24 protein-coding genes, 1 tRNA gene, 1 pseudogene and 1 riboswitch are annotated in these 24,395 nt (G+C 71.1%); of the genes and pseudogenes, 7 read left to right on the top strand and 19 right to left on the bottom strand.

Going from position 1 to position 24,395, the window contains the following annotated elements; genetic code table 11:
• The first annotated feature begins 109 nt into the window (after window positions 1-109).
• Entirely contained in the window at window positions 110-1,117 is a 1,008-nt protein-coding gene (locus MTF65_RS00465; protein ID WP_243627241.1) for an ATP-binding cassette domain-containing protein, read from the top strand.
• Window positions 1,114-1,938: an ABC transporter permease gene (locus MTF65_RS00460; protein WP_243626108.1), complete on the top strand. Its 825-nt coding sequence runs from the start codon at window positions 1,114-1,116 to the stop codon at window positions 1,936-1,938. The genes MTF65_RS00465 and MTF65_RS00460 overlap by 4 nt, the downstream gene beginning before the upstream one ends.
• 95 nt (window positions 1,939-2,033) lie before the next feature.
• Here the strand turns inward: MTF65_RS00460 and MTF65_RS00455 are convergent, their stop codons facing one another.
• From MTF65_RS00455 to merB, 4 genes are all read right to left on the bottom strand, one after another.
• Window positions 2,034-2,399, bottom strand: a complete 366-nt coding sequence (locus MTF65_RS00455) for a hypothetical protein (RefSeq protein WP_243626106.1) — start codon at window positions 2,397-2,399, stop codon at window positions 2,034-2,036.
• Window positions 2,396-4,795 carry a hypothetical protein gene (locus MTF65_RS00450; protein WP_243626105.1) on the bottom strand — a complete coding sequence of 800 codons (2,400 nt, stop codon included), beginning with the start codon at window positions 4,793-4,795 and terminating at the stop codon, window positions 2,396-2,398. The genes MTF65_RS00455 and MTF65_RS00450 overlap by 4 nt, the downstream gene beginning before the upstream one ends.
• Window positions 4,796-5,413: 618 nt before the next feature.
• A complete protein-coding gene (locus MTF65_RS00445) occupies window positions 5,414-5,704 on the bottom strand; it encodes a UDP-N-acetylglucosamine 2-epimerase (protein WP_279398519.1) in 291 nt (96 codons plus the stop codon).
• 784 nt (window positions 5,705-6,488) lie between these two features.
• Window positions 6,489-6,839: an organomercurial lyase gene (gene merB / locus MTF65_RS30580; protein WP_374207126.1), complete on the bottom strand. Its 351-nt coding sequence runs from the start codon at window positions 6,837-6,839 to the stop codon at window positions 6,489-6,491.
• 237 nt (window positions 6,840-7,076) lie between these two features.
• Here merB and MTF65_RS00440 point away from each other — a divergent pair, with 237 nt between their 5' ends.
• Both MTF65_RS00440 and MTF65_RS00435 read left to right on the top strand, forming a co-directional pair.
• Complete coding sequence (locus tag MTF65_RS00440) at window positions 7,077-7,343, top strand: hypothetical protein (protein WP_243626103.1); 267 nt, start codon at window positions 7,077-7,079, stop codon at window positions 7,341-7,343.
• Between the two features lie 55 nt (window positions 7,344-7,398).
• On the top strand, window positions 7,399-8,559 hold the full coding sequence (locus MTF65_RS00435; protein ID WP_243626102.1) for a hypothetical protein: 1,161 nt from the start codon (window positions 7,399-7,401) through the stop codon (window positions 8,557-8,559).
• A 64-nt stretch (window positions 8,560-8,623) separates the two neighbouring features.
• Here the strand turns inward: MTF65_RS00435 and MTF65_RS00430 are convergent, their stop codons facing one another.
• From MTF65_RS00430 to MTF65_RS00415, 4 genes are all read right to left on the bottom strand, one after another.
• Window positions 8,624-9,103: a nucleoside 2-deoxyribosyltransferase domain-containing protein gene (locus tag MTF65_RS00430; protein WP_243626101.1), complete on the bottom strand. Its 480-nt coding sequence runs from the start codon at window positions 9,101-9,103 to the stop codon at window positions 8,624-8,626.
• A gap of 106 nt (window positions 9,104-9,209) precedes the next feature.
• Complete coding sequence (locus tag MTF65_RS00425; protein ID WP_243627353.1) at window positions 9,210-9,695, bottom strand: hypothetical protein; 486 nt, start codon at window positions 9,693-9,695, stop codon at window positions 9,210-9,212.
• A gap of 18 nt (window positions 9,696-9,713) precedes the next feature.
• Entirely contained in the window at window positions 9,714-10,070 is a 357-nt protein-coding gene (locus MTF65_RS00420; RefSeq protein WP_243626099.1) for an NADAR family protein, read from the bottom strand.
• Window positions 10,071-10,866: 796 nt separating this feature from the next.
• Window positions 10,867-10,940: transfer RNA gene (locus MTF65_RS00415), tRNA-Pro, on the bottom strand.
• Between the two features lie 81 nt (window positions 10,941-11,021).
• On the opposite strand from MTF65_RS00415, the pseudogene MTF65_RS00410 reads away from it, so the two are divergent.
• Window positions 11,022-11,192, top strand: a pseudogene (locus MTF65_RS00410) (transketolase); the annotation flags it as partial.
• 185 nt (window positions 11,193-11,377) lie between these two features.
• On the opposite strand, the gene MTF65_RS00405 reads toward MTF65_RS00410, so the two are convergent.
• The 6 genes from MTF65_RS00405 to MTF65_RS00380 all read right to left on the bottom strand — a co-directional run bounded on the left by MTF65_RS00405 (window position 11,378) and on the right by MTF65_RS00380 (window position 15,846).
• Window positions 11,378-11,734, bottom strand: coding sequence for an MmcQ/YjbR family DNA-binding protein (locus tag MTF65_RS00405; RefSeq protein WP_243626097.1), 357 nt, complete (start codon window positions 11,732-11,734; stop codon window positions 11,378-11,380).
• Between the two features lie 102 nt (window positions 11,735-11,836).
• A complete protein-coding gene (locus tag MTF65_RS00400; protein WP_243626095.1) occupies window positions 11,837-12,385 on the bottom strand; it encodes a GAF domain-containing protein in 549 nt (182 codons plus the stop codon).
• A gap of 15 nt (window positions 12,386-12,400) precedes the next feature.
• A complete protein-coding gene (locus tag MTF65_RS00395) occupies window positions 12,401-12,988 on the bottom strand; it encodes an ATP/GTP-binding protein (protein WP_243626093.1) in 588 nt (195 codons plus the stop codon).
• Window positions 12,966-13,406: a DUF742 domain-containing protein gene (locus MTF65_RS00390; RefSeq protein WP_243626091.1), complete on the bottom strand. Its 441-nt coding sequence runs from the start codon at window positions 13,404-13,406 to the stop codon at window positions 12,966-12,968. The genes MTF65_RS00395 and MTF65_RS00390 overlap by 23 nt, the downstream gene beginning before the upstream one ends.
• On the bottom strand, window positions 13,403-13,834 hold the full coding sequence (locus MTF65_RS00385; RefSeq protein WP_243627240.1) for a roadblock/LC7 domain-containing protein: 432 nt from the start codon (window positions 13,832-13,834) through the stop codon (window positions 13,403-13,405). The genes MTF65_RS00390 and MTF65_RS00385 overlap by 4 nt, the downstream gene beginning before the upstream one ends.
• Window positions 13,835-13,881: 47 nt before the next feature.
• Window positions 13,882-15,846 carry an ATP-binding protein gene (locus MTF65_RS00380; protein WP_243626089.1) on the bottom strand — a complete coding sequence of 655 codons (1,965 nt, stop codon included), beginning with the start codon at window positions 15,844-15,846 and terminating at the stop codon, window positions 13,882-13,884.
• Between the two features lie 629 nt (window positions 15,847-16,475).
• On the opposite strand from MTF65_RS00380, the gene MTF65_RS00375 reads away from it, so the two are divergent.
• Window positions 16,476-16,931 (top strand): GNAT family N-acetyltransferase, encoded by a 456-nt coding sequence (locus tag MTF65_RS00375; protein WP_243626083.1) that lies wholly within the window; start codon window positions 16,476-16,478, stop codon window positions 16,929-16,931.
• Between the two features lie 264 nt (window positions 16,932-17,195).
• On the opposite strand, the gene MTF65_RS00370 is transcribed toward MTF65_RS00375, so the two are convergent.
• From MTF65_RS00370 to MTF65_RS00360, 3 genes are all read right to left on the bottom strand, one after another.
• A complete protein-coding gene (locus tag MTF65_RS00370) occupies window positions 17,196-18,413 on the bottom strand; it encodes an MBL fold metallo-hydrolase (protein ID WP_243626082.1) in 1,218 nt (405 codons plus the stop codon).
• A gap of 196 nt (window positions 18,414-18,609) precedes the next feature.
• Complete coding sequence (locus tag MTF65_RS00365) at window positions 18,610-19,395, bottom strand: SGNH/GDSL hydrolase family protein (protein ID WP_243626081.1); 786 nt, start codon at window positions 19,393-19,395, stop codon at window positions 18,610-18,612.
• Window positions 19,396-19,561: 166 nt separating this feature from the next.
• Window positions 19,562-20,599: a LysM peptidoglycan-binding domain-containing M23 family metallopeptidase gene (locus MTF65_RS00360; protein WP_243626079.1), complete on the bottom strand. Its 1,038-nt coding sequence runs from the start codon at window positions 20,597-20,599 to the stop codon at window positions 19,562-19,564.
• A 4-nt stretch (window positions 20,600-20,603) separates the two neighbouring features.
• Window positions 20,604-20,809: riboswitch (cyclic di-AMP (ydaO/yuaA leader) on the bottom strand.
• Between the two features lie 277 nt (window positions 20,810-21,086).
• Between MTF65_RS00360 and MTF65_RS00355 the strand changes: the two genes are divergently transcribed.
• A complete protein-coding gene (locus tag MTF65_RS00355) occupies window positions 21,087-21,893 on the top strand; it encodes a tyrosine-protein phosphatase (protein ID WP_243626077.1) in 807 nt (268 codons plus the stop codon).
• 53 nt (window positions 21,894-21,946) lie between these two features.
• On the opposite strand, the gene MTF65_RS00350 is transcribed toward MTF65_RS00355, so the two are convergent.
• Both MTF65_RS00350 and hpnH read right to left on the bottom strand, forming a co-directional pair.
• Entirely contained in the window at window positions 21,947-23,365 is a 1,419-nt protein-coding gene (locus MTF65_RS00350) for an aspartate aminotransferase family protein (protein ID WP_243626076.1), read from the bottom strand.
• The gene (gene hpnH / locus MTF65_RS00345) at window positions 23,362-24,393 is read right to left on the bottom strand and encodes an adenosyl-hopene transferase HpnH (RefSeq protein ID WP_243626074.1); all 1,032 of its coding nucleotides are present in this window, start codon (window positions 24,391-24,393) and stop codon (window positions 23,362-23,364) included. The genes MTF65_RS00350 and hpnH overlap by 4 nt, the downstream gene beginning before the upstream one ends.
• Between the last annotated feature and the right edge of the window lie 2 nt (window positions 24,394-24,395).

Raw genomic sequence — 24,395 nt, 5'->3', positions numbered from 1 at the left:
GCACGACACGGAACAAGTGCATTGCGCCAGACATGCGCCACCCTGCGCCATGGCCGGCCCGCCGGCCGCATCCGTCCCCGAACTCCCCGAAGAGAAGGGCCCGCCCACCATGAACACCGCGACCCAGGTGTCCACCACCACGCGAGCAGCGGCGATCTCCGCGATCGGCCTGCGCAAGTCGTACGGCGACAAGGTGGTGCTCGACGGAATCGACCTTCGGATCCCCGAGGGCACGATCTTCGCCCTGCTCGGCCCCAACGGCGCCGGCAAGACCACCACCGTGGAAATCCTCTCCACGCTGATCACGGCCGACGGGGGCGAGGCACAGATCGCGGGCCACGACGTGGCCACCGACGGCGACGCGGTACGCCACCAGATCGGCGTCACCGGACAGTTCGCCGCCGTCGACGGACTGCTCACCGCCGAGGAGAACCTGCTCCTCATGTCCGACCTGCACCACCTGAGCAAGCGCGAGGGCCGCCGCCGCGCCGCCGATCTCCTGGAGCGGTTCGAGCTGACCGAGGCGGGCCGCAAGAACGTCGCCACCTTCTCCGGCGGTATGCGCCGCAAGCTCGACCTGGCGATGACGCTGGTCGGCTCACCCCGGATCATCTTCCTCGACGAGCCGACCACTGGCCTCGACCCGCGCAGCCGCCGCGTCATGTGGGAGCTCATCCGCGACCTGGTCACGGATCAGGGCGTGACCATCTTCCTCACCACGCAGTACCTGGAGGAAGCCGACCAACTCGCCGACCGCATCGCGGTGCTGGACCACGGCAAGCTGGTCGCCGAGGGCACCGCCGACGAGCTGAAGCGCAAGATCCCCGGCGGCCATGTCCGCCTCCAGTTCGCCGACGAGGCGCACCTGGCCACGGCGGCCGGCCTCTTCGGTGTCGCCACCCGCGACGACGAGTCGCTCACCCTGCAGATCCCCAGCGACGGCTCCATCACCAATCTCCGCGCCATCCTCGACGTCCTCGACAACACCGGCGTGCAGGCCGAGTCGCTCACCGTGCACACGCCCGACCTCGACGACGTCTTCCTCACCCTCACCGGCCAGCAGAACGCCCCCGCCGCCGCCACCTCCGCGACCGCCCAGAAGGAGTCGAACCGATGAGCACCGTCACCATCTCGCCGGCCAAGTCCGCCAAGCCGACCCGCTCGTACGCGCTGCGCGACTCCATGACGATGCTGCGCCGCAACCTCAAGCACATGCAGCGCTACCCGTCGATGACGATCACGATCGTCATGATGCCGATCGTGATGCTGCTGCTCTTCGTGTACGTCTTCGGCGGCGCGCTCGGCACCGGCATCGGGGCGGGCACCAGCCGCGGCGACTACACCAACTACGTGGTCCCCGGCATCATCCTGATGGCCGTGACCTCCGGCGCCATCACGACCGCCATCTCCGTCTGCACCGACATGACGGAAGGCATCGTCAACCGCTTCCGTACGATGTCGATCTCGCGCGGATCCATTCTCACCGGCCATGTGTTCGGCAGCGTCATCCAGGCCGCGGCGATCCTCGTCCTGATCATCGGAGCCTCCTTCGCGGTGGGCTTCCGCCCCGACGCCTCGCCCGTCGAGTGGATCGCCGCCATCGGTCTGCTCCTCTTCCTGTCCTTCGGTCTGAGCTGGATGACCGCCGCGATGGGCCTGGGTGCCAAGACCGTCGAGGCCGCGTCCAACGCCCCGATGCCGCTGACCTTCCTGCCCTTCCTCGGCAGCGCGGTCGTCACCCCGGACTCCATGCCGACCGCTCTGCGCTGGTTCGCCGAGTACCAGCCCTTCACCCCGATCAACGAGACCCTGCGCGGCCTGCTGCTCGGCACCCCGATCGGCAACGACGGCTGGATCGCCCTCGCCTGGTGCACGGGCCTCGCCCTGCTCGGCTACCTGCGGTCGCGCGCCGTCTTCAACCGTAAGGTCGCACGTTGACCGTCACGTGTTGAACCCAGCGAAACAGGCAGGCGAAGGGGCGGCTCCCGGATTCCACCGGGAGCCGCCCCTTTTGCCGCCTCTCCCCCTCATCCCTACCGGCGGGCACCAGGGACAGAGCCGTGCCCACCCAGGCCCACCTCGCGGTGTCCCGCGATCGGCTCTCGTAGGGCGGCGAACAGGCGGGCGGCCGTGTCGTCCTGGGCGTCGTGCAGGTCTTCGACGCCGGTGACGATGTGCAGGAAGGACTCGTCCAGCCGCAGGGGCCGGTGGCCGCGGTGGCTGAGCGTCTGGGCGCGGCGGAAGTGGGCGTCGCGGCCCTGGTGGGCGCCGACGAGGATGAGCAGGGACCCTCCCGCCGCCGCGCTGACCCTGTACCGCTGCGGGAAGTTGCCACGTGTCGGCGCCGGCCGGAGCGGTGGCGGAGCACCCTCGCTCCGCCACCGCTCCGTATCGCTCAACGCCGGAAGGTACGGTTCATCTCAGCGATCCGCCCGGCGTGGTAGCGGATGCTGGGGTGAATGGTGCGGGCGTCCGGCGGCAAGGCGTCCGCTTGTGCCTTGATCTTGTCGGTCAGTACGGGCTGGTCCGCGCCGGTAAGCCGCAGAACGCCGGCGGTGACACCGACAGCACCCAGGACCCGCAGCGTGCCCGGCGCGTCCTGAAGGCCGTTGACCTCCCTGCCGTCCGGTCCGAGCACCGCGACCAGCCGGGTGCCGGAGCCGAGCAGCGCGGCTGCGCCGCCGGGGTAGTCGGCCTCCTGGCCGATGGTGTAGACGATACGGCTGAAGGTGGAGAGGCGGCCCTGGAGGTCCGTCGTGCCGAACCGGCCGGTGGTGGTGTACCGGACGGTGACGGGCAGGTCGGTCGTACGAAGGGTCGGCTCCCAGACCGGCAAGGAGAAGGCCCCGATCGCCGGCAGGGTGTTGCGCCGGTTGAAACCGCCGCTGACGAAGGTGAGGTCCCGCTGGATCTCCGCCTTCCGGGCGGGGGCGGCCGCGTCCCATTCGGCGCGCAGTCCCTTGGGGTCGAGGGCACCTTCCGGCCCCTTGGGGTAGTCGGTCCCGAGTCTCGCCGGGCGCGCGCCCCAGGTGACCTGACGGGTGACGTAGTGGGCCTGTTCGACCTCGGAGGCGCCGCCCGCTCCGCCGCCGACCACGAGCAGATCGTCGTCCGGACGGTAGCTGGCGCTGGTGTTCTGCCCGCCGTACTGGACCCGGTGTGCCCGGACGAGGGCGTCGAGGCGGGTCAGCGTCTGCGGCGGGAGGGTGGTGCGGTCGACGGGCTCGCCGCTCGCGGTCAGGATGACGGCCCCGGTCATCGGGTGGACCGAGTAGGGGGAGTCGGGGTCAGCGACGAACCGGGGGTCGCGGTAACCCCCGGTCCGGAAGCCGAGCCGGGCTCGCAGGTCCGGATCCAGAGTCGCCGGGTCGACGGCCGCTCCGTCCGGGGCGTAGGCCGTACGGGTCTGCGGATCCACCGAGTGACGGGACTCGGCATCGATCACGCGGCGCTCGGTGGGCCGGCCCTGGGGGTCGAGCAGGAAGGGCTCGTACAGCCGCTTCGGTGTGCCCTCGACGTTCTGCACGCCGAGCAGCCAGCTGGCGTTCGCGGGCAACTGCCCGGTGTACGGCTCGCCCTGGGCGTCGAGGATCCGCGTGTCACCGGCCGGACCGAATGCCACTTGGTAGCCCGTACCCGGATCGACGAAGGTCCGACCGGCCAACTGGTCGCCGACCGCCTGCGGGATCCTGGGTGGGCCGAGCCCCGTGGCCAGGTCCAGTGAGCGCGCGTACAGCGTCCGCCGGTCGCCGGTCGTCAGGCGGTACCGGGCCTCGGCAGGCCAGTCCGCCGCAGCCGTGCCGTCCGGCCGGGCTTCGATCCCCGTGACGTTCGCCTGGTACGTGGGCATGCCGGCCAGGGCCCGGGCCACACCGACCGCTCGTCCGAAGGCGGTGGACATCACGAAGTCGTTGCGGTCCTCGGCGAAGTCACCGGGCTGGAAGGGGGCGCCCGGCAGCTCGTTGTCCATCGCGGGCTGGGTGAGGCGGAAGTCCCCGAGATCGTTGACCACTCCGTAGCCCGCGGACACCGTCAGGACGGGCGGCACAACGGCGCCGGCACTCGCGACCGGGGGCAGGGTGAGGTAGTCGACCGTGGCCGCCCATCCGCCGCCGACGATCACGTGAGGGATGACCGGCAGCTGCGCATCACGCGTGTTCAGGGATTTCGTCAGCTCGGCGTCAGCCGTCGTCCGCTGGGCGATCACGCCGTCGGCTTGTTCGCGCAGCACGCGGCGCTCGCAGTCCCGTTCCGCGCGGATGTCCTTCAGGGCCGCCTGTGAGCCGGCCTGGCGGGCCAGGTCGAGCACCTTGTCGAGAGCGGTCGCGGAGCCGGGCGACAGCGTGCGGACGGAGGCGGCCCGTGCCGTCGCGGCTGCCACGCCGACGAGCGGCACGTTGCCTTCCATACGGTGCACGGGGCGGGCCGGTTCCTCGTCGAGCAGGCCCATCGCGATGGCGGAACCGAGCGCGGCCGACTTCACCCGGGCCGTGGCGGTGGGCAGTTGGTCGCCGAGGATCTTCAGGGCTGTGATCCGGCCGATGTCCTTGGGGCTGAGCGGGATTCGGCCGGCGCTGTCGGCGGTGGTGAGCACACCCTCGGTCAGTCCGCTCGTGACGTCGAGCCGCCGGTTCTCCGACCGGTCGGAGACGATCGCCGCCACCTCGGTGAGCCGCGCGGCGACCGCCAGCCGGATCAGATCGGCCGTCGCCCGGTCGGAGACCCGTACCACGGCCGCGCTCGGCCCGAGAAAGTGCGCGGTCGCCACCGGCGCATAGGCAAGCGTGCCCGGCATGCGTGCGGGCTCCACCCCGATCGTGAAAGACCCCTGGCCGTCGGGGAGCAGTACCCGGCTCCCCACCACCCGGGCCCCGGCGGGGAGGGGCCCGGCGGCCAGCGCGGCCGTGATGGCGGCCGCCGTGCGGGCGGCACTTGCGGTACTGAGCTCCTTGCCACCGAAGTCGAGGCCGGCGGAGGCATGGGCGATCGGCCCCGGAGCCGCACATGTCGTAGCGCGTTCTCGGAATTCCGCCGTGAGCGCGTGTGCGCTCTGAGCGGCCGGGCCGAGCGAACCGCCGAGCACGGCACCAATGCCGCACCACAGTGAAAGCGTCCGCCTGAGCCGTGGGAAGTCACCGTGCATGGAAGCCAGGCCCTCCTGTCACCGTGGGCAGCCTCAGACCGCCTCGCGTCATCACAGTGAGGAATGATCACAGCACGTGGGGTGACATCAAGGAGGGAACGGGCGGAATCACCCGCCTGATCGTTTCGCCGTCGCCCGAATGCCCGCCGTGGGAGCGGTGGCGGCCTCGCGGGTGGAGATTCACCATCCGTCGGAGGCAAGCCGACGAGGGGGCGCCCAACCTTTCTTCTCACCTGCAATCGGAATCATGGACTGACACGACCCCGGCACTTAGCGCGCGGCGATTCCAGCGAGATTGCGGGCAGCGCCCCGGGTCGGCGCCAGGTGCAGCGCGGCAACCTTGGCGATCACGCCCCGGCGCCCTTCCTCGGGGAAGGGCGCCGCCAGGTCGTTCGTGCGCAGCCCGGCTTCCAGGTGGACCACGGGGATCCGCTGCAAGAACGCAGTGACAGCGCCGGCCAGCGCGGACATCATGTCCCCCTGGACCAGGACCAGATCCACGTGATCAGGCGTCAGCATCGGTGCGAGTGCCCCGGTCAAGGCAGAGAGGCGCGGCGCCATACTGCGGTGGGAAGTTCTCCCTGCCCCAGGCGCTCGGGCGGTGATCAGAATCGGCTGCTTCGGAGGGTAACGAACGCAGTACATGCGACGCGAGCACCTGCGGGTTCCTGCCGTCCGCGGCGCGTGCTGCCCCGGAGCAAGCTACACGGAGCGTCCCGCGGGCGTTGACGGTCTCCCGATCACGGTCGCCACCTGAATCGGCCAAGGCGCGTGTTGGTCCCCAAATGGTCCCACCGACCTGGCTGCGCTCCACCGTCAGGCACTCGGTGAGGCGTGGCCGCCTCGACCGATCCTCCAGCCGCCGCCTCTCGTGCGCGGTGGGGCTGGACGCACCCCGCAGGAGAGAGGAACGAGCAGCGATGTCGCGTTCGACGTGTACGACAGGACGCAGCCGGTGAACCGCCGCGCACTCGCCTTCACGTGGCTCGACAGCCACCCGGAGCACGAGGCGTTCAGTTCGGTCCTGGGTCCGCTCCTGCGCGTGCCGGACCTGCCGTCCGCACAGCTCCGGCGTGCCGTCCGTCTCGGATGTGCCGCGCTGTTGTGCGTCCGAACGGTCATGAGCTGATGGCCGTCATGCTCAGCCAACTGGAGGGGCTGACGAGCGATCAAGCGCGGTCCCGCGCCGTCGACAGTGCCATGCGCTGGCTCGAAGAGCACGGCATGCTGCCAAAGGCACGTCTGGTCGTCGAGGATCTGCTCACTCTCCCAGCACTCTCCCGAGCCAAAGAGTCGAACCCCTTGACCCCCAGCGGTTCGCCCGGATTATCTACACATAATAGAATTAATGCGGGCGTAAATTGTGCATGAAAGGCCCTGTCGTGCACCATCGCGCACCCCGTGTGGTCCCCAACTGGTCCCCACGCCCAGTCCTCGAGATCCCGTCGACTCCGGCCCGCTCTCCAGCCTGGAGCGCATTCTCATCCCCGGCGGCCGACGAACACGAACACCGGGTCCGGTTCCCACACCAGTCTCCCGTTCGTGGTGGTGACGGTGACTTTCCGCAGGTGACCGGGACTACTGAGGAGATCACCACGCCCTGGCTGGGCGTTCCGGGGATACCGAGCGCGTAGATCGCGCACATCGACCACACCTGGATGCCGCCCGCGAGCATCTCCCGATGCGGAGTAGGCACGGCGGACAGCGGATACGCCGCCCGGATCTACCCTTCCTTGCCGACGGTCAGGAAGTCCTCCCGGGCCGGCTCAGCCAGTACCTCGCGGGCCGTCCGGCCGGACGTCGGCATCCCGATGGCAGGAAGAAGCGATCTTCAAGCACTACGGGACGGCCTACCAGCCGGGCACCAGCGGCGAACAGCAACTCGCGCGCCGCTGACCGCCCTGAGCCACGTGCCGGAGGAGGTGTTCTCCCTATGGTGATCTTCCTGTTCCTGCTTCTCGTGGCCGTCATCCTGGAACTCATCGGCGCGGTGGCGGAAGGCATGCCCTTTCTCCTGATCCTCGCCATCCTGCTCGTCGTGGGCGACACGGCCTTCATCGCCGCACGACGGCGCCGGCACTCGCATCGCCGCCACCTCCGATGGCACCGGGCCCCATGCGGTCTTCATACCGCGCGGAGGCGCGGGCACAGCCGCTGGCCTGAACGTGATCTGGTCAGACGCTCCCCGCGCTCTACATGATGTGTGCCGACGAGTCGTCAGGACCGTCGACTCGCACACTGCTGGGGGGATCAACATGGGTAAGAGCAGGACCAGACTGGGCATTGCGGCGGGCACGGCGCTCGCCTCACTCGCCCTGGCATTACCGGCGCAGGCAGCACAGGCGGTGCAGGGGGACTCCGCCGAGGCGCTCACCGGGAAGGCCTGCACACCGTCCATCACGGTGCTGCAGTCGCTGCCCGGCACCGCAGACCCGCAGCCCTGGAACCACGACACCCAGGTCAACGGCTTCGGCCCGCTCGCTCTCTCCGTGGGCGTGTCACGCAAGCTCCCCGTCTACTGGCTGGGCACCTCCGTCCACCGCGTCCCGCTGCCCGCCGGCTACACCGCCGGCAGCGTCGCGGCCGTCAACCGTTTCGGGCTGATGGTGGGCACGCTGACCGGCCCCGGGCTCGAACCCGGCGCGTTCAGCTACCGGCCGGGAGCTCGGGCCGTGCGGCTGCTGGCCGGCGGCGGAAGCGCCAAGGACGTCAACGACCAGAGCCGCATCGTCGGCGACAAGCGCACCCAGGACGGCCTGGTCGGCGTCGAATGGTCCGGTACCGCCATCCGGCGCGAGCTCGCCCTGCCCGCCCAGGTCCGCGGGCTGGAAGCGATCGGCGGCATCAACAACGCCGGCGAGATCGTCGGCAACGGCTACGGCGCCACCGAGGACGGAGGATACGACGTCGCACTGCGCTGGCACGCCGACGCCGCCGCACCGGCCACGGAACTTCCGCCCATCTCGCCAGGCGACACCTACAGCCGGTACACGCCGGCCGACATCGACGAGAAGGGCCACATCACCGGCACCTACCTGTTCACCCGCGAAGGCTATTCCCACGGTGTCATCTGGCGCCCGCCCTACACGAACGTGACTGCCGCCGGCCTGCTCGCTGACCGTATGACGGGCGGCTTCGACGACATCAGCCCGACCACCGGCGTCAGCGTGGGAACAGCCGCCGAAGAGGAGGCGTTCCCCCCGGAACCCGTACCGCTCCTACAGGCCCAGATCTGGCCCGGCAGCGGCCCCGTGATGGCCCTGCCCCACCTCGCCCCCATGCGCTGGTCCGCCGCGTACGCCGTGACGGACGACGACCGGGTCGGGGGCGTGTCTGCGGACACCGTAGGCACACCGCACCCGGTCATCTGGAACTGTGCCCTGAAGCAGGCCTACGTACCGACGCCACGTACATGAGGTGAACGGCTTCGGCCCGTCGTAGACGCGGGGTCCTCCACACACGCGGGGGACTCCGCAATGCCTACGACGGGCGCACCACGCCGGTGGGAAGAAGGTCAGTCGCTGCCCGAACCGTCTCGTGCAGATCGTCGTGGACGTGCACATCGGGGCGAGCGTGACGCAGCTGCTCGACTACATCCAGCCGCCGCACATAGGCGGGGTCCGCGCCGACCGCGATCGCGGCTCCGCGCGCGGCGTGGGCGCCCAGTTCGTACAGGACGATCGGCTGCACACTCGTCGTGGAGTCCGGGAACCAGAAGAGAATCACTTCCGCCCGGTGCAGCATCGTGAACTCCCAGGCGATCTGCGACGGCGCGAGCGCGGCATCCCCCACTGGGAAACGAGCACGGCGTGGACTGACGACCGTGACCGGGCACCCCAGCGCCTCCAACTGCCGCACCGCTTCGGATTGCCAGTCCGGACAGCCCGTGATACCCCCGGCGAGAAACAGCGACGGGGTTCCATCCCGCTCGTAGTCGGCCGGCGCCTCGATGTACCTCACGCCCCCACGGTAAGCCCGCCCGGCCGACGACTGGCCGTAGCCGCCGAGAAATCCCGCGGCCTCGGCATCGCCAACCTCATGGTCATCCACCGGCTGTCCGACGTCCTCACCGCCGGCGATGCCGGATCCCGAGGCCGTGCCCTCGCCGAGGGAATCCTCGCCGACTGGTCGACGCCGACGCCTGGATGCAATGAAGAGCCTGTGAGTTCACGAAAGCTGTTGGCCCCTCACTCCTGGTGCCACGCCTGGAGGCGTGGCAATGGGTCCACGTGGGGTCGTGGGTTCGGGAACCCGGGTCATCAGGGCCGAGCTCGGTGTCGAGGCGGATGAGCCAATCTGCATCAGCGAGCCCTGCTGCGACGAGCACGTCGCGCCAGTCCGCCTTCGCCAGTTCGATGGCTCGGCGGAACTTACCGATGTCGCCCTCAGCTAGCACAATGATCGCGGCTCGGATGCGCTCGCTGCGCAGTTGCCGGTAGTCGTAGCCGGCGGTGTCTGGGAGTGCGTCAAGGATCCGCAGGATCTCCGGCGCGGAACCCGGTTCGGGGAAGTCACGCCGGATGCGCCGTTCAAGTCGCGTGCTGCCGATCATGACACCGCCCTGCCCATCTCAGACCTTGCCGTTTCCTGCCAGGCGTGTCCGCGTTCGCATCAGGATGCGGCCCAGCATGTTCTTGCCCATGCCCGTGGCACCTCGCCCCCAGTAGTGGTCGGCGGTGGTGTCTTCTACGAGTTCCTGCTGCCCGGTTGCCAGCAGGATCACCCGGGTTTCCTGGTTCTGCGTGAACTTCTCGTAGACCGCTCGCCGCATGACATCGTCCTTGACCCCTTCCCAGTCACGGCGCAGGGGATACGAGCGGGTGCGCCCGAGTTCGGCGGCCTGCACGGCTGATGGCGCGCGACGTATCCGGTCGGCGTGGGCGGTCCCGGCGAACTTCTGTGCCTGGAGTGTTCCGAGGTCGGCCACCGGAGCCCGTCGACAAAGAAAGCATGCGGGGAGAAGTTCGAGAAGCAACCGTGCGGGATCTCATCGGCTCCGTAGAAGTAGATCGTCACAGGGGTGGCTCACGCGCCTCTTCCGTACGAATGGGGTGGCTCGCATGTCGCCTCTGACGAAGCTCTGTGCAAGCCGCACTGGGCAGTGCTATCCGCCTGACCCATACTCTGCACTTGGTTTCAAGGCCGGGCCCGTTCCCCTTCACTGGGTCCTGGGGCGGCGGGTCGGGGACGACGGCGAGGGCAATGACCTGTTCACCCGGCGTAACAGCTGGGACCGGACGTCGGTGTCCGTCTCGATCCCGGCATGGAGCGGCAGTCCGTGACGAGGGGTGGTGGGTGATGACTGGTGGCTCTGGGCTCTCGTGGGAGTCGGGGCCGGGGTCGCACTCCTCTATCTGTTGCCTCTGAGGATGCTTCTCAACGAGCGTCGGTTTCGTCCAACACCCGAACGATGGGGTTCGACCTCGGGCGCGACGCGCAGGGGAACGTTCTCTTTCTCGACACAGCCAACAATTGCGCCACGGACCGCCTTATCGCCGCCCAGACCCGCCTGTACGCGTACCCCTGGCCTCTCGACCCGAAGGGGTACTGCACCGGACCAGAGCTCTGACTACCACGTCCCCGCTGCTGGAAGCGCACCTTGACCGGGTCAAGGTGCGCTTCGGGCCCAGTCAAGTGCGCTGGTCCCCAAATGGTCCCCAGAAACGAGCCAGAGGTCGTATCGGATGTCTCCGATACGACCTCTGACCTGCGACTCTTTCGAGTCGGGACGACAGGATTTGAACCTGCGACCCCTTGACCCCCAGTCAAGTGCGCTACCAAGCTGCGCCACGTCCCGATGCCCGCTGACCTGGGGTTTCCCCTGGTTTGAACGCGCAGGAGAACAATACCGCACTTCGCGGGGTGGTCGCGCGTGCGTTTCGCCCCGTGGGTATCGGCTGGCTCGGGCACGGTCCGCCGCGCCGGGATCAGGGAACAGCCGCAGGTCGGCGTCTGCGGCGGCGGCCTGGCCCTGACGGGGCTGCGGCCGATCGTCCACACCTTCGCCGGCTTCCTCGTCGAGCGGCCGTTCGAGCAGGTCACGCTGAATTTGGCGGCATCCGCCAACGACGCCCTCGGCGAGGTGCCCCACCGGATCCTGGGCCTCGGTGTGGCCCGCGCCGAGCTGCGCCGCTACGGCACGATCGACGGGCACCACGCGGCCCACGGCGGCCTGGACGCCGCCCCTCGCTGCGCGGGCGGATCACCGTCTTTCTCCGGTGACCGCCGCCGCCCTCAGGCGCCGCCCAGCTCCGGATGCGCCGAGGCCAGCCGTTTCGGCGCCGCCTGGAGCCAGGAATCGGTCAGGATCGCGCGCAGTTCCCCCGCGCCCTCCACCGCCGCCAGCCGGACCCGGAGCCAGGCGTAGTTGTCGTCGTGGCCCTCGCGTATGAAGAACTTCTCCGGCTCCGCCGCGATCAGCTCCGCGCGGTCCTCCTTGGGGCATTTCACCCCGATCGAGGTGTCGTCGTCCCCGAGGGCGGCGAAGATCTTGCCGCTCACCCGGAAGGTCGGCATGCCCCAGGCGAGCTTCTCGCTGCTCTCCGGGAGCGACAGCGCGACCGCCCGGACCTCCTCCGCTGTCGTGGCCATCCCCGCGACCCCTCTCCAGTCCTCTCCAGCCTCCGGTGAACCCTCGTCTCCGACCGTAGACCCCGGCACTGACAACGGCCCCCGGCGGTCCCGGCAGCCCTGTCAGTCCCGCCGCTCCTCCCCCTCGTGGAGCAGCAGCGCCACCAGCTCCGCGGCCAGCGCCTTCATGGTCGCCAGCCCGTCCATCCCCCACCGCCTCGGCACTCCGTCCACCGCGCACACGGTGCCGAGCACGATCCCCTGCCGGTCCGTCAGCGGCGCGCCCAGGTACGACCGCACCCCGCTCTCGTCGACGACCGCGTTCCCCGCGAAGCGCGCGAAGTCCCGTACGTCCTCCAGCACCAGCGCCCGCCGCCGCACCACCACGTGCGGGCAGTAGCCCTGGTCCCGGGCCAGTACCCGCGCCGGATATCCGCTCGCCGGGGCGTCCGCCTCGTGGTGGAGCCCCGCGAAGAACTGCCGTTCCTCCCCGATGAAGTTGACCCCCGCGTACGGTGCGCCCAGCGTCTGCGCGATCCGCCTGGAGAAAGCGTCCAGCTCCGTGTCCGGCCGTTCCCCCAGGCCCAGTTCGCGCAGCCGGACGACGCGCGCGGGTGCCTCCCGGTCCACCGGGGTGAGCAGCAGATGACCGGTCGATTCGTAGTACGTCATGGTGGTTCCCCCGAGTCAGTTCGCCGACGTGGCGGTGAGCAGATGGTGGACGAGGGCGGCCAGCGTCCCCGTACCGGAGCTCGTCAGCCGCGCGTCGCACCGCACGACGGGCACCTCCGGCCCGATCCCGACCGCCTCGCGGACCTCCTCGGCCGCGTAGCGGTGCCCGCCGTCGAACTCGTTGACGGCGACGATGAAGCCGATTCCGCGCCGTTCGAAGAAGTCCACGGCCGGGAAGCAGTCGGCGAGGCGGCGCGTGTCGGCGAGCACCACCGCCCCGAGCGCGCCCGCGCACAGCTCCTCCCACAGGAACCAGAAGCGCTCCTGCCCGGGCGTGCCGAAGAGGTAGAGGACGTGCCGCTCGTCCAGGGTGATCCGGCCGAAGTCCAGGGCGACGGTCGTCGCGCTCTTGCCCTCGACCCCGTCGAGCGGGTCGGCGGCCTCGCTGAGGCCGCTGAGCAGCTCCTCCGTGCGCAGCGGCTCGATCTCGCTCACCGCGCCCACGAAGGTGGTCTTGCCCGCCCCGAACCCGCCGGCGACCAGGATCTTCAAGGTCGCGGGCAGGGTTGCGGGGCGGCTTTCACAGCCGTTTGCGTAGGCCATCGAGCACCGCCCGCAGGAGAGTCTGGTCATCGGCGGCGAACGAACGCCCGCCGCCGCCGGGGAACCGCGGCGCCTGCGCCATGACGGCCCCGTGTTCCATCAGGTCGGACAACAGCACCTTCACCACCACCGCCGGGAGCCGCAGTTGTCCGGCCACCTCGGCGACGGTGACCGCCGCCGCGCCGGCGCACAGCCGTAGCGCGAGGGTGTGTTCCGCGCCGAGCGGCGCGTGCGGGCGTACGCCCGTCGCCGTCACCAGCGAGAGCAGGTCGAGGGCGACCGCCGGCCGGGTCCGCCCCCCGCTCGCCGTGTACGGGCGCATCACGCGGCCCGCCGAGTCGTCCAGCCACGGTGTGTCCCGCCCCGCCCCGAATCCGTGCGCGCCCGTCGCCCTCGCCCCCGTCGTCCTCCCCCTCATCGTCCCGCGTCGGTGACGGGCCGCCGCGGCGGGGCCGCCAGGTACGGTCGTACGCTCTTGACCAGCATCGCCATCTCGTAGCCCATGACGCCCGCGTCGGCCTCCCGGGAGGCGAGCACCGCCAGGCAGGTGCCGGATCCGGCGGCCGACACGAAGACGAGCGCCGTGTCGAGCTCGACCACCACCTGCCGGACCTCCGCGCCGTCACCGAAGCGGGATCCGGCGCTCCGCCCCAGCGAGTAGAGCCCGGAGGCCAGGGCCGCCAAGTGGTCGGCGCTGTCGGGGTCCAGGCCGTGCACACAGGTGACGAGGCCGTCCGCGGTGAGGAGCACCGCGCTGCGCGTGTACGGCACCCGCTGGACCAGGCCGCTGAGCAGCCAGTCGAGATCCGAGAGCCGGCTGGTCGTCGTCGCCACTTCGCCGCCCATGGGGGTGCGCTCCTTGCTGAGGTGAGGGGTCGGGGTCGGGGTCGGGGTCATGCCTGGTTCTCCGACTGGGCGAGGCCGAAGCCCCGCTGGAAGGCGGCCATGAGGCCGGGGTCGTGCACGGGTTGCTCGGATTCCGCCGCGCGTCGCGGGGCGGGGGTGTCGCGCAGCTGCGGCGCGAGATGCTGCTGGGCGCGGCGCCGGGGCAGCGGGGGCGGGTCGCCCTCCGCGCGGGCGGCGGGTACCGGCGCGGGCGCGGGCGCCGCGGTGGCGGAGCCCAGGTCCAGCTCGGTGGTCTCCGCGAACACCTCGGTACGGGTACCCGCGCGCGGGCCGGACCCCGCCCAGGCGGGCACACCGAACACGGGGCCAGGCCCGGGCCCGAACACGGGGCCAGGCCCGGACGCGGACGCGGGGCCAGGCGCGGGCGCGGGGCCGGGCGCGGAGCCGAGCGCGGAGGCAACCGCAGGGCCAGGCCTAGGCGCGGGGGCAACTACCGGCCCGGACCCGAGCGCGGACGCAGCGCCGGGTGCGGTGGCAACCACCGGGCCAGGCCTGGGCGCGGGGGCAACTACCGGCCCGGGCGCGGGCACGGGGGCAGCCGCCGGGCCGGGCCCGGGGGCAGCCGCAGGGCCGGGCCCGGGCGCGGGGGCAACCGCCGGCCCGGGGGCGGGGGCGGGGGCAGCCGCCCGGCACGTCGGCTCCGGCCGCGGCAGGGGCCTCCGTACCGGCTCCAGCGGCGGAGCCGCGGCGCCCCCCTCGCCGGTGGCCCACGTGGTGGCCCGCGAACCCCCCAGCGCGTCGGCGGCGTTCGGCGCCTCCGCCCCCAGCAGGTCCTGCGGCAGCACCAGTACGGCGAGCACCCCGCCGTAGATGTTGGACTTGAGCTCGACTGCGATCCCGTGCCGCCGGGCCAGCGCCGAGACGACGAACAGGCCGATCCGCCCGTCCGCCAGCAACTGCCGGACGCTGAACTGGTCGGGGTCGCCGAGGAGGGCGTTCATCCGGTGCTGTTCCTCGGCCGGCATGCCCAGTCCCCGGTCCTCCACCTCGACGGCGATCCCGGCGGTGACCCGCTCGGCGCGCACCATCACGTCGGTGTCGGGGGCGGAGAACACCGTGGCGTTCTCGACGAGTTCGGCCAGCAGGTGCACCACGTCGGCGACGGCGTGACCCCGGACGGTGCCGCCCGCCGGGGGCACCACCTTGACCCGCGTGTACTGCTCGACCTCCGCGACCGAGGAGCGCAGTACCTCGCTGAGGTCGATGGGCCGGGTCCACTGGCGCCGGGAGGCGGCGCCGCCGAGCACGGCGAGGTTCTCGGCGTGGCGGCGGATGCGGGTGGCGAGGTGGTCGACGTGGAAGAGCTCTTTGAGCAGGTCCGGGTCCTCGACGGTGTCCTCCAGCCCGTCGAGCAGCGAGATCTCGCGGTGCACGAGGGACTGGAGCCGGCGCGCGAGGTTGACGAAGACCTCGACCTTGCGGTCGCTGTCGGACGGCGCGGCCGGTGCGGCGAGCCGTACGAGGGTCGCGTGCGCCTGTTCGCGGGCGCCGCGCAGCTCCTGCGCGAGCAGCCAGAACTCGTCCACCGTCGAGGGGTCGCCGCCCGGCGCGGGCGCGGTGGGTCCGCCGCGTACCGGGCGGGTCGGCGTCTCGCCACGCTCCAGCCGCTCGGCGGCCGTCCGCAGCTCCTGGCGGCCGCGCACGCTGGAGCGGCGCAGCGCCTCGCAGCGGTCCTGGACGGCCTTGGCGGCCCGCTGGGCGCCGAGCAGGGCCGCGGCGAGTGCGCCGACGACGAGCAGGGCGCAGCCGGTGAGCACCGGCCACAGCCGGGCGTCCCGCTCCCCGGCGCCGCCGCCGAGCTGCAGAGCGAAGATCACGGCTGCCGTGCCGCTGAGCCCGGCGGCGAGCGTGGGCAGTACGGCGGCGCGGACGAGCTGGGGGCGTATCTGCCGGCCGGGACCGGTGACGGCGTGTCTCGACGGGGAGTGGCGGGCTGCGCGGAGTCCGGACATCTGCGTCCTCGGTACGTGGGGCCCGGATCCCCGGCACGTCCCGGGGCCCGGTAGTGATCACCGGATACCCACGCTAGACCGCACGCTCCCGCCCTGGACGGCCAGTTGGGGAACTTGGCCGGGGTGCTTCCCGCTCCCGATGGAGCGCTCGTACGACAGCCCGAATGCGCCGGGAGCGCGCACGCCCCGGCGCGGCCGGCCCACGCCCCCGGGCCCGCCGACGGAGCCCGGGTCTGGCAGGCTCCGGCCCCGTCACCAGGCTGCCACGCACGTCCACGGCCCCTGGCCGCCCCGCCGTGTACCGATCCACGTGCTGCTGCGGGCGGCCCCCGTACCGCCCCCGTGGACACCGCGCGCGATCTGGCCCGGCCTGGTGGGCGAGTACGAGGAGAGGAGCCACGCACGCGCGACGGCAGGGAAGCCGGCGCGGTGACCTTCCGGTCACGGCAATAGCATCCCCGGGGGCAGCCATCTGTCCATCGCGGTGCCTTGAAGGCGAGCGTTTCGACACCCCGGCACGCTGCCCGCGAACCCGGGTCAAGCATGATCGGTTTCCTGCCCCAAAGGGGAACCGCATGCTTGAAACACTTGACCGCGGCCAGCAGATTCCACGACAGGGGTTTCCTGACATGTCCCAGATACAGGTACGCGACGCACGGCCGGAAGATTTCGCGCAGTGGCGCGCGCTCTACCGCGGATACGCCGATTTCTACAAGGTGGAGCAGACGGAGGAGGCCGCCGACACGGTGTGGTCCTGGGTGAACGACCCCGGCCACGAGGTCAACGCGCTGGTCGCCGAGGACGCCGACGGCATGCTCATCGGCCTCGCGCACTACCGCCCGTTCGCGCGGCCGCTCTCCGCGACGGTCGGCTGCTACCTCGACGACCTGTTCGTGGCGCCGGAGAGCCGGGGTTCGGGCGCCGTCGACCTGTTGCTCGGCCGGCTGAGCGCGATCGCGGCCGAGCGCGGCTGGAGCGTCGTGCGCTGGATCACCGCCGACGACAACCACCGCGCGCGGTCGAAGTACGACCAGGTGGCCACGCGGACGATGTGGATCACCTACGACATGGCGCCCGGACGCTGATCCCCGGACCGAATACGACGACTTCATCGACCCGTTGAACCCTGAGCGGGCGGCTCGCTACGCCGACGTGAACCACACGACCCTCGACGAGGTGGTGGCGCCCGGGAGCACCCGGCTGAGCACCGAGCGCCTACGCTCCGGCCACCGGACCGCCGCTCGCCCCCCGACGAGGGGCTGAGCGAGGACCAGGTCATCCGACACGGCCGCCGTCGAGGCGCGGACCCCGGACGGTGCCGGGGCCCGCGTCCGACCGGGAGGCAGGGGCTACGAGCCGACGGCCTCGGGTTCCTCGCGGACCCCGGCCTGCGGCCGCTCGGCCTCGGCCGCCCTGGGCGCCGCGTCCGGCCGAGGCGCCGCGGCAGGGGCGGGCGAGCCGCCCGCCACGAAGGGGCGCCACCACGGCTCGGCGGGCGCGTCGGCCGCGCCGGGCTCGAAGGGCTGGCCGGGCAGGGGCAGCGCGACGGCGGCCCCCTCGGCCTCGGCGGCGGCCATCGTGCCCTCGCCCGGCTCGTCCCACGGGTGCAGGGCCAGGTTGAAGGTGCCCCAGTGGATCGGCAGCATCGTGCCGTGCGGGATGCCGCCCTGGAGGTCGAGGTGGGCCCGCATGCCCTCCTGCGGCGTCATGTGGATGTCGGGCCAGTACTCCGAGTACGCACCGATCTGGATCATGGTGGCGTCGAAGGGGCCGTGGGCCGAGCCGATCTCCTCGAACCCGGGGAAGTACCCCGTGTCCCCGCTGTGGAAGATCCGGTGCTCATCGCCCGTGACCACCCAGGAGGCCCACAGGGTGAACTGCTGGTTGCGCAGCCCGCGCCCGCAGAAGTGCCGGGCCGGGGTCGCCGTCAGCGACAGCCCGGCGACCTTGGTGCTCTCGTTCCAGTCCAGCTCCCGCAGCCGGTCCGGCGAGACGCCCCAGCGCTCCAGGTGCGCGCCGACGCCCAGCGGCACCGCGAAGACCGTGTCCGTACCGGCAAGGGCCTTGATCGTCGGAAGGTCGAGGTGGTCGTAGTGGTCGTGCGAGATCACCACGACATCGACATCGCCCAGCGAGGCCAGCGGCACGGGCACGGGGTGCAGCCGCTTGGGACCGGCGAAAGGGAATGGAGAGCACCGCTCACCCCACACGGGGTCGAACAGCACCCGGCGCCCGTCGATCTCCGCGAGCACGCTGGAGTGCCCCATCCAGGTCAGGCGCAGCCCGCTCACCGGCGGCTTCGCCAGCTCGGCGAGGGTCGTCGGGTACACCGGGATCGGCGCGCCCGGGCCGCGCCGGACCCGCTGCTCCTTGTGGAAGTAGATCTTGGCGAACTCCACCAAGGAGCCGGCAGGCCTGGTCCGGGCCCCGACCGGGTTCTGGAAGACGCCGTCGGCGAAGTTCGGCGAGCGGCGGATCCGCTCCATCCGCGCGCCGGACGGGTCCGCGCCGAAGGCTTCGGGCCGCAGGGCGCGCAGCCGCGGACGCAGGGGACGGGAGCCGGTCAAAGCGCCTCCTGGGAGGATCGGGGCAGGACGGGTCGTACAGAGTACGACCTTCCAACGCGCACGGGCCCCGAAGGATTCCGCTCTCGCGGCCCCCGCGGCCCAGCGGCCCCGGTCTCGGTCCCGGTCCCGTGGAGATCGTGGAGATCGGGTCCCCTGAGGCGGAGGCCCTTGAGGCGGAGGCCGGGCCCGGACTCTCCTACAGCGGCAGCAGGTCCGGCCGCTTGGCCTCGACGTGGTCCCCGGAGGACTCCCCGCGCAGCCGCCTGCCGATCCACGGCACCAGATACTCGCGCGCCCACTGGATGTTGTCGCGCGTCACGTCCACCGAGCCGCGCGGCCGCAGCGGCGGCCACGGCTGGTCGGGGTCGGCGGGCACCTCCAGGCCGAGCACCTGCGCCGCGCGCAGGGCGACCCGCGTGTGCCCCTCGGGCGAGAGGTGCAGCCGGTCGGCGTCCCAGGCCCGCCGGTCCTGTACGGACTTCAGCGACCAGAGGTCCAGCACCGGGCAGTCGTACCGGTCGGCGATGGCGCGGACGTGCGCGCTGTACGTGGCCACCTTGCCCCGGATGTGCTTGAGGACCGGTACGCCCCGGGTGTCGAAACCGGTGGTGATCATGACCTGGCCGACGGCCCCGGTGAGGTCGGCGACCGCCGCCTCGAACCGCTCCGCCACGTCGTCCGGGTCGCTGCCGGGCCGGATGATGTCGTTGCCGCCCGCGCAGAAGGTCACCAGGTCGGGGGCGAGCTCCTTGGCCCGGGGGACCTGCTCCTCCACGATCTGGTCCAGGAGCCGCCCGCGCACGGCCAGGTTGGCGTACCGGAATGTGTGTTCTTCCCGCTGATCGGCCAGGAGTACGGCCAGCCGGTCGGCCCAGCCGAGAAAAGTGTCCCCGGGTCCCGGGTCCCCCACGCCCTCGGTGAAGCTGTCCCCGATCGCCGCGTACGAGCCGATGGTCTTGAGTGTCGTCGTCGTCGCTGCCACGGTCCCCTATCCTTCACCGCGGCGCGTGACCTACGCCACCGTAGGCAGGGGTTGACGGACCGTGATCTATACCACCCGGTCAGGTCGGAATAAGCCCGCGAGGCCGGGACCCCCCTCGGGCCCCGGCCTCACGCGTCTGTCGTACTTCTTCCGGCGGCGGCTGCCGTCAGATGCTCACGCCCTTGGAGCGGAGGTAGGCCACCGGGTCCATGTCCGAGCCGTAGGACGGGCCGGTGCGGATCTCGAAGTGCAGGTGCGGGCCGGTCGAGTTGCCGGTGGAGCCGGAGAGGCCGATGCGCTGGCCGGCGGTGACGCTCTGGCCGACCGAGACGGACAGCTGCGAGAGGTGGGCGTACTGGGAGTACGCGCCGTCCGCGTGCCGGATGATCACCTCGTTGCCGTACGCGCCGCCCCAGCCGGCGGAGACCACGGTGCCCGCGCCGACCGCCTTGACGGTGGTCCCGGAGCTCGCGATGAAGTCGACGCCGGTGTGGTAGCCGGAGGACCACATGGCACCGGGGGTCTTGTACGGGGTGGAGATGCCGCCGCCGAGGGGGGCCACGAAGGAGGCGGTCTTGCCCGTGGTGGCGGTCGTGCCTGCGGTCGTGCCGGTGGCCTGCTGCTTCTTGGCGGGCGCGGCGGGCGCGGCGGGAGCCGCCTTGCCCTGGGACGGCGCGGCCTTGGACGGCGCGGCCGGGGCGGACTTGCCGGCCGGCTTCTCCGCGCGCTTCGGAGCCGGGGCGGACTCGGCCGGAGCGGACTCGGCCGGGGCGGCGGCCGCCTCGCCCTTCGCGCCCAGGGTCAGCTTCAGACCGGGGTGGATCAGCGAGGGGTTGGAACCGACGGCCTCGCGGTTGTCCTCGTAGAGCCGCTCCCAGCCACCGTCCAGGTGGCGCTCCGCGGCGATCTTCGAGAGGTAGTCGCCCGGCACGACCGTGTACACGGTCGGCGCGGCCGCCGCGGCCTGCGGGGCGGCCGCCGGCAGGACCTGAACCGGGGCCTGGACCGGGGCCTGGAGCGGGGCCTGGAGCTGCGGCGCCTGCGCCGGAGCCGAGACGGGGGCGGCGGCCGGGGCGCCGGCCGCCGAGGCGCCGGTGGCACCCAGCAGCGGCAGCGCGAGGGCCGCGCCACCGGTACCGGCGACGGCGAAACCGCGCGATATCGAACCGGACTTGGGACGGCGGTGCTTACCCTTTGCGGGCATGGCGGATTCCTCTCCGTCGCCTGCGAGGTGAGCTGTCGGGTTCGGACTGGAGATGTCCGGCCGTACATGAACAGCACACGTACGGCTCCACCCCTAGCCGTCCCGGAAAAGATCCGGAACAGCGGCTTACCTGGTTCCCCCGCTCCTGCCGCGCGCGCTGATAGTCGGGTGCGGTTGCCGGGCGGCGGCAGGATTCGGCGGTCCACCCGGATCGCTCGCGAACGTAATCCAGCCGTGCGCGCGGAACAACCCACGAATTCCCTGACGGAATCGAAGGTATGAGGGATCAACGGAATTCCGGTCACCCTCTGTCCATTCAGCGGCCGCAACAACCGCCCTGGCAAGGGAATTCGGCTTCAGCGATCAGGCACTCAGGGTCACCGTATGATCTGGCTCACGGGGAGGGATCCGATCTCGCCTCCGGATATGGCAAGTTGGCGCCAACCCGTGTAATTCGGACACCCCACGACCACGCGGAGGAGTTCCCGTGACCCAGCAGATACCTCAGGCCCCACCCACGGAGCCGGAACTGTCCGGAGTGCGCAATTTCCGCGATGTGGGCGGAATGTCGACTACGGACGGACGAAGGGTCAGGTCGGGACAACTGTTCCGAAGCGGACATCTAGCACATGCCACCGAAAGCGATGCAGAGTACCTCTCTTCACTCGGCCTGCACACCGTCTTCGACTTCCGCAACGGCGCCGACCAGGCCCTCGACGGCCACGACGTGGAGCTGCCCGGCGTCCGCAACGTCAACATCCCGCTGTCGGATCCGGCCGACGGCGGGGAGTTCTGGAAGATGGTCCGCGAGGGCGACCTCGACCAGCTCCGCGCGATCCTGGGCGACGGCAAGGCCGTGGCCCGGATGGCCGACTCCTACCGCGGCATCATCCGCGACCGCACCGCCGAGCACAGCCGCGTGGTGCACGCCCTCGCCGAGGACAGCGTCCCGGCCCTGATGCACTGCGCCGCCGGCAAGGACCGGGCCGGCCTCTCGATCGCGGTCACCCTGCTCGCGCTCGGCGTCGAACGCGAGGCGATCGTCGCGGACTACCTGGAGTCCAACGCCCCGCACCGCCGCTACCGGATGCGGCGCGGCGGAGAGCCGGCGGGGGCCCGCTCCCCCGAGGTGACGGAGCTCCTCGCGCCCCTCTTCGACGCCCGCGCCGAATATCTGACCGCGGCGTTCGAGACCATCGACGAGACCTGGGGCGGAGTGGACCGCTATCTGGCCGAAGGTCTCGGACTCGCACCCGAGACCCTCGGCCGGCTGCGGGACCGGCTCCTCGAATAGGACGGCCGGAGCGGGGCCGTCAGCCGTAGTCGACGGCCGGCCGGAGCGGGCCGTCAGCCGTTGCCGACGGCCTGCTTCACCAGCGTTCTGCCGAAGTCCCACATCAGGCCGCCCCCGCCGTGGGCCTCGTCCATGACCTCGCGGAAGGCGGCCACGAACCGGTCCACGTCCCCCTCGTCCACGACGAGCGGCGGAATCAGCTTGATGACTTCCAGGTGGTCGCCGGAGACCTGGGTGAGGATCCGGTGCTTCTTCAGCAGCGGTACCACCACCATCTGGGCGAACAGCCCCTTGCGGGCCGCCTGGAGCATGGTCCAGCGGCTGCGCAGCCCCAGGGAGGACGGCCGGCCGAACTCGATGCCGACCATCAGCCCGCGCCCCCGCACCTCGTGCAGCAGCTCGTACTCGTCCACCATCGCCGCGAGCCGCCCGCGCAGCAGGTCGCCCATCGCCCGCGCGTTGGCGACCAGCCGCTCGTCCTCCATGACCGACAGCACCGCCAGCCCCGCCGCCATCGCCTGCGCGTTGGAGCCGAAGCTCGCGGAGTGCACCAGCACCCGGTCCATGGACGAGTAGACCTTCTTGAAGATCCAGTCCTTGCCCAGGGTCGCGCCGACCGGGACATAGCCGCCCGACAGGGCCTTGGCCACACAGACCAGGTCCGGCTCCACGCCCGGCTCGTACTGGTACGCGTAGAAGTCACCGGTACGTCCCAGGCCGGTCTGCACCTCGTCCGCGATGAGCAGCGCCTTGTGCCGGCGCAGCAGTTCCTGCGCGGCGACCAGGAATCCGGGCGGGGCCGCGAGCACCCCCTTGCCCTGGACCGGCTCGACGATGAAGGCGGCCACGTCGCCCCGCCCGAGCTCCCGCTCCAGGGCGGCCAGGTCCCCGAGCTCGATCCTCGTGTCCGGCAGCAGCGGGGCGAAGCCGTCCCGGAATCCGCGCTCCCCGTTGACCGAGAGCGAGCCGGTGGTGAGCCCGTGGAAGGCGTGGTCGCAGTAGATGATCCTGGGGCGGCCGGTGGCGTACCGGGCGAATTTCAGGGCGGTCTCCACGGCCTCGGTACCGCTGTTGCCGAAGAAGACCCGGTCCAGGTGCGGGCTGTACGAGAGCAGCTTCTCGGCCAGCAGCCCCGGCAGCGGCGGGCAGTCGAAACGGGTGAGGTCGGCGAGTTGGGCGTCCAGGACGTCGTGCAGGGCCCGGCGGACCACCGGGTGGTGCCGGCCCAGGCCCATGACCCCGAACCCGGCCAGCATGTCGAGGTAGTCGTTGCCCTCGGCGTCCCAGAAGTGGGCGCCCTCGGCCCGCTCGTAGACGTTGTCGAAGCCGATGGTGTGCAGCATGCGGGGCAGTTGGTGGTTGAGGTGGCGGGCGTGCAGCGCGTACCGCTCCCCGCCTCGCTCGGCCAGCAGGGCGCCGAGGTCGAAGCCCTCGCGCCCGCCCGCTCCTGACGCTCCTGATCCGGGGGTCATGACGACGCGGCCCGGTTGCCGCCGATCGTCTCCCTGGCCGCTCGCAGGGACTCCTTGAGCGAGCCCATGGTGGCCAGGACGGCGGTGGGCTCGTAGCCGCAGTGCGCCATGCAATTCGCGCAGCGCGGATCCTTTCCGCGGCCGTACTTGCTCCAGTCGGTCTCCTCGATGAGCTCCTTGTACGTCGGCACGTAGCCGTCACTCATCAGATAGCAGGGGCGCTGCCAGCCGAAGAGGGAGTAGTTCGGAATGGCCCAGGCGGTGCACGGGAAATCCGCCTTGCCTTCCAGGAAGTCGAGGAAGAGCGGCGAGTGGTTGAGGCGCCAGCGCCGCCGGTTGCCGCCCGCGAAGGCCTTCTTGAAGAGTTCGCGGGTCTGTTCGACACCCAGGAAGTGTTCCTGGTCGGGGGCCTTTTCGTAGGCGTAGGCGGGCGAGATCATCATTTCGTCGACCTGGAGGTCGTCGTTGAGGTAGTTGAGCACCTCGATGATCGTCTGCGGGGTGTCGGTGTTGAAGAAGGTGGAGTTGGTGGTCACCCGGAACCCGCGCTTCTTGGCCTCCTTGATGGCGGCGACCGCCTCGTCGAAGACCCCTTCCTTGGCCACCGACTCGTCGTGCCGTTCGCGCAGCCCGTCGATGTGCACGGCGAAGGCGAAGTACGGGGACGGGGTGAACTTCTCGATCTTCTTGCGCAGCAGCAGCGCGTTGGTGCAGAGGAACACGTACTTCCGCCGCGCCACCAGCTGGCGCACGATCACGTCGATGTGCGGGTGCATCAAGGGCTCGCCGCCCGCGATGGACACCATGGGCGCTCCGGACTCCAGGACGGCGCCGACCGCCTGGGCGACCGGCATGCGCTGCTTGAGCACCCCGGCCGGGTGCTGGATCTTCCCGCACCCCTCGCAGGCCAGGTTGCAGGCGTAGAGCGGTTCCAGCTCGACGATCAGCGGGAACTTCTCACGCTTGCGGAGCTTCTGTTCGAGAAGATAGGTCCCGACCCTGATGGACTGTCGCAGTGGCATGGCCATCT

The organism is Streptomyces sp. APSN-46.1 (assembly GCF_022815725.1).
Taxonomy (GTDB): domain Bacteria; phylum Actinomycetota; class Actinomycetes; order Streptomycetales; family Streptomycetaceae; genus Streptomyces.
The sequence above is the reverse complement of the archived record's forward strand: the minus strand, read 5'-3'. Positions and strand labels throughout refer to the sequence as shown.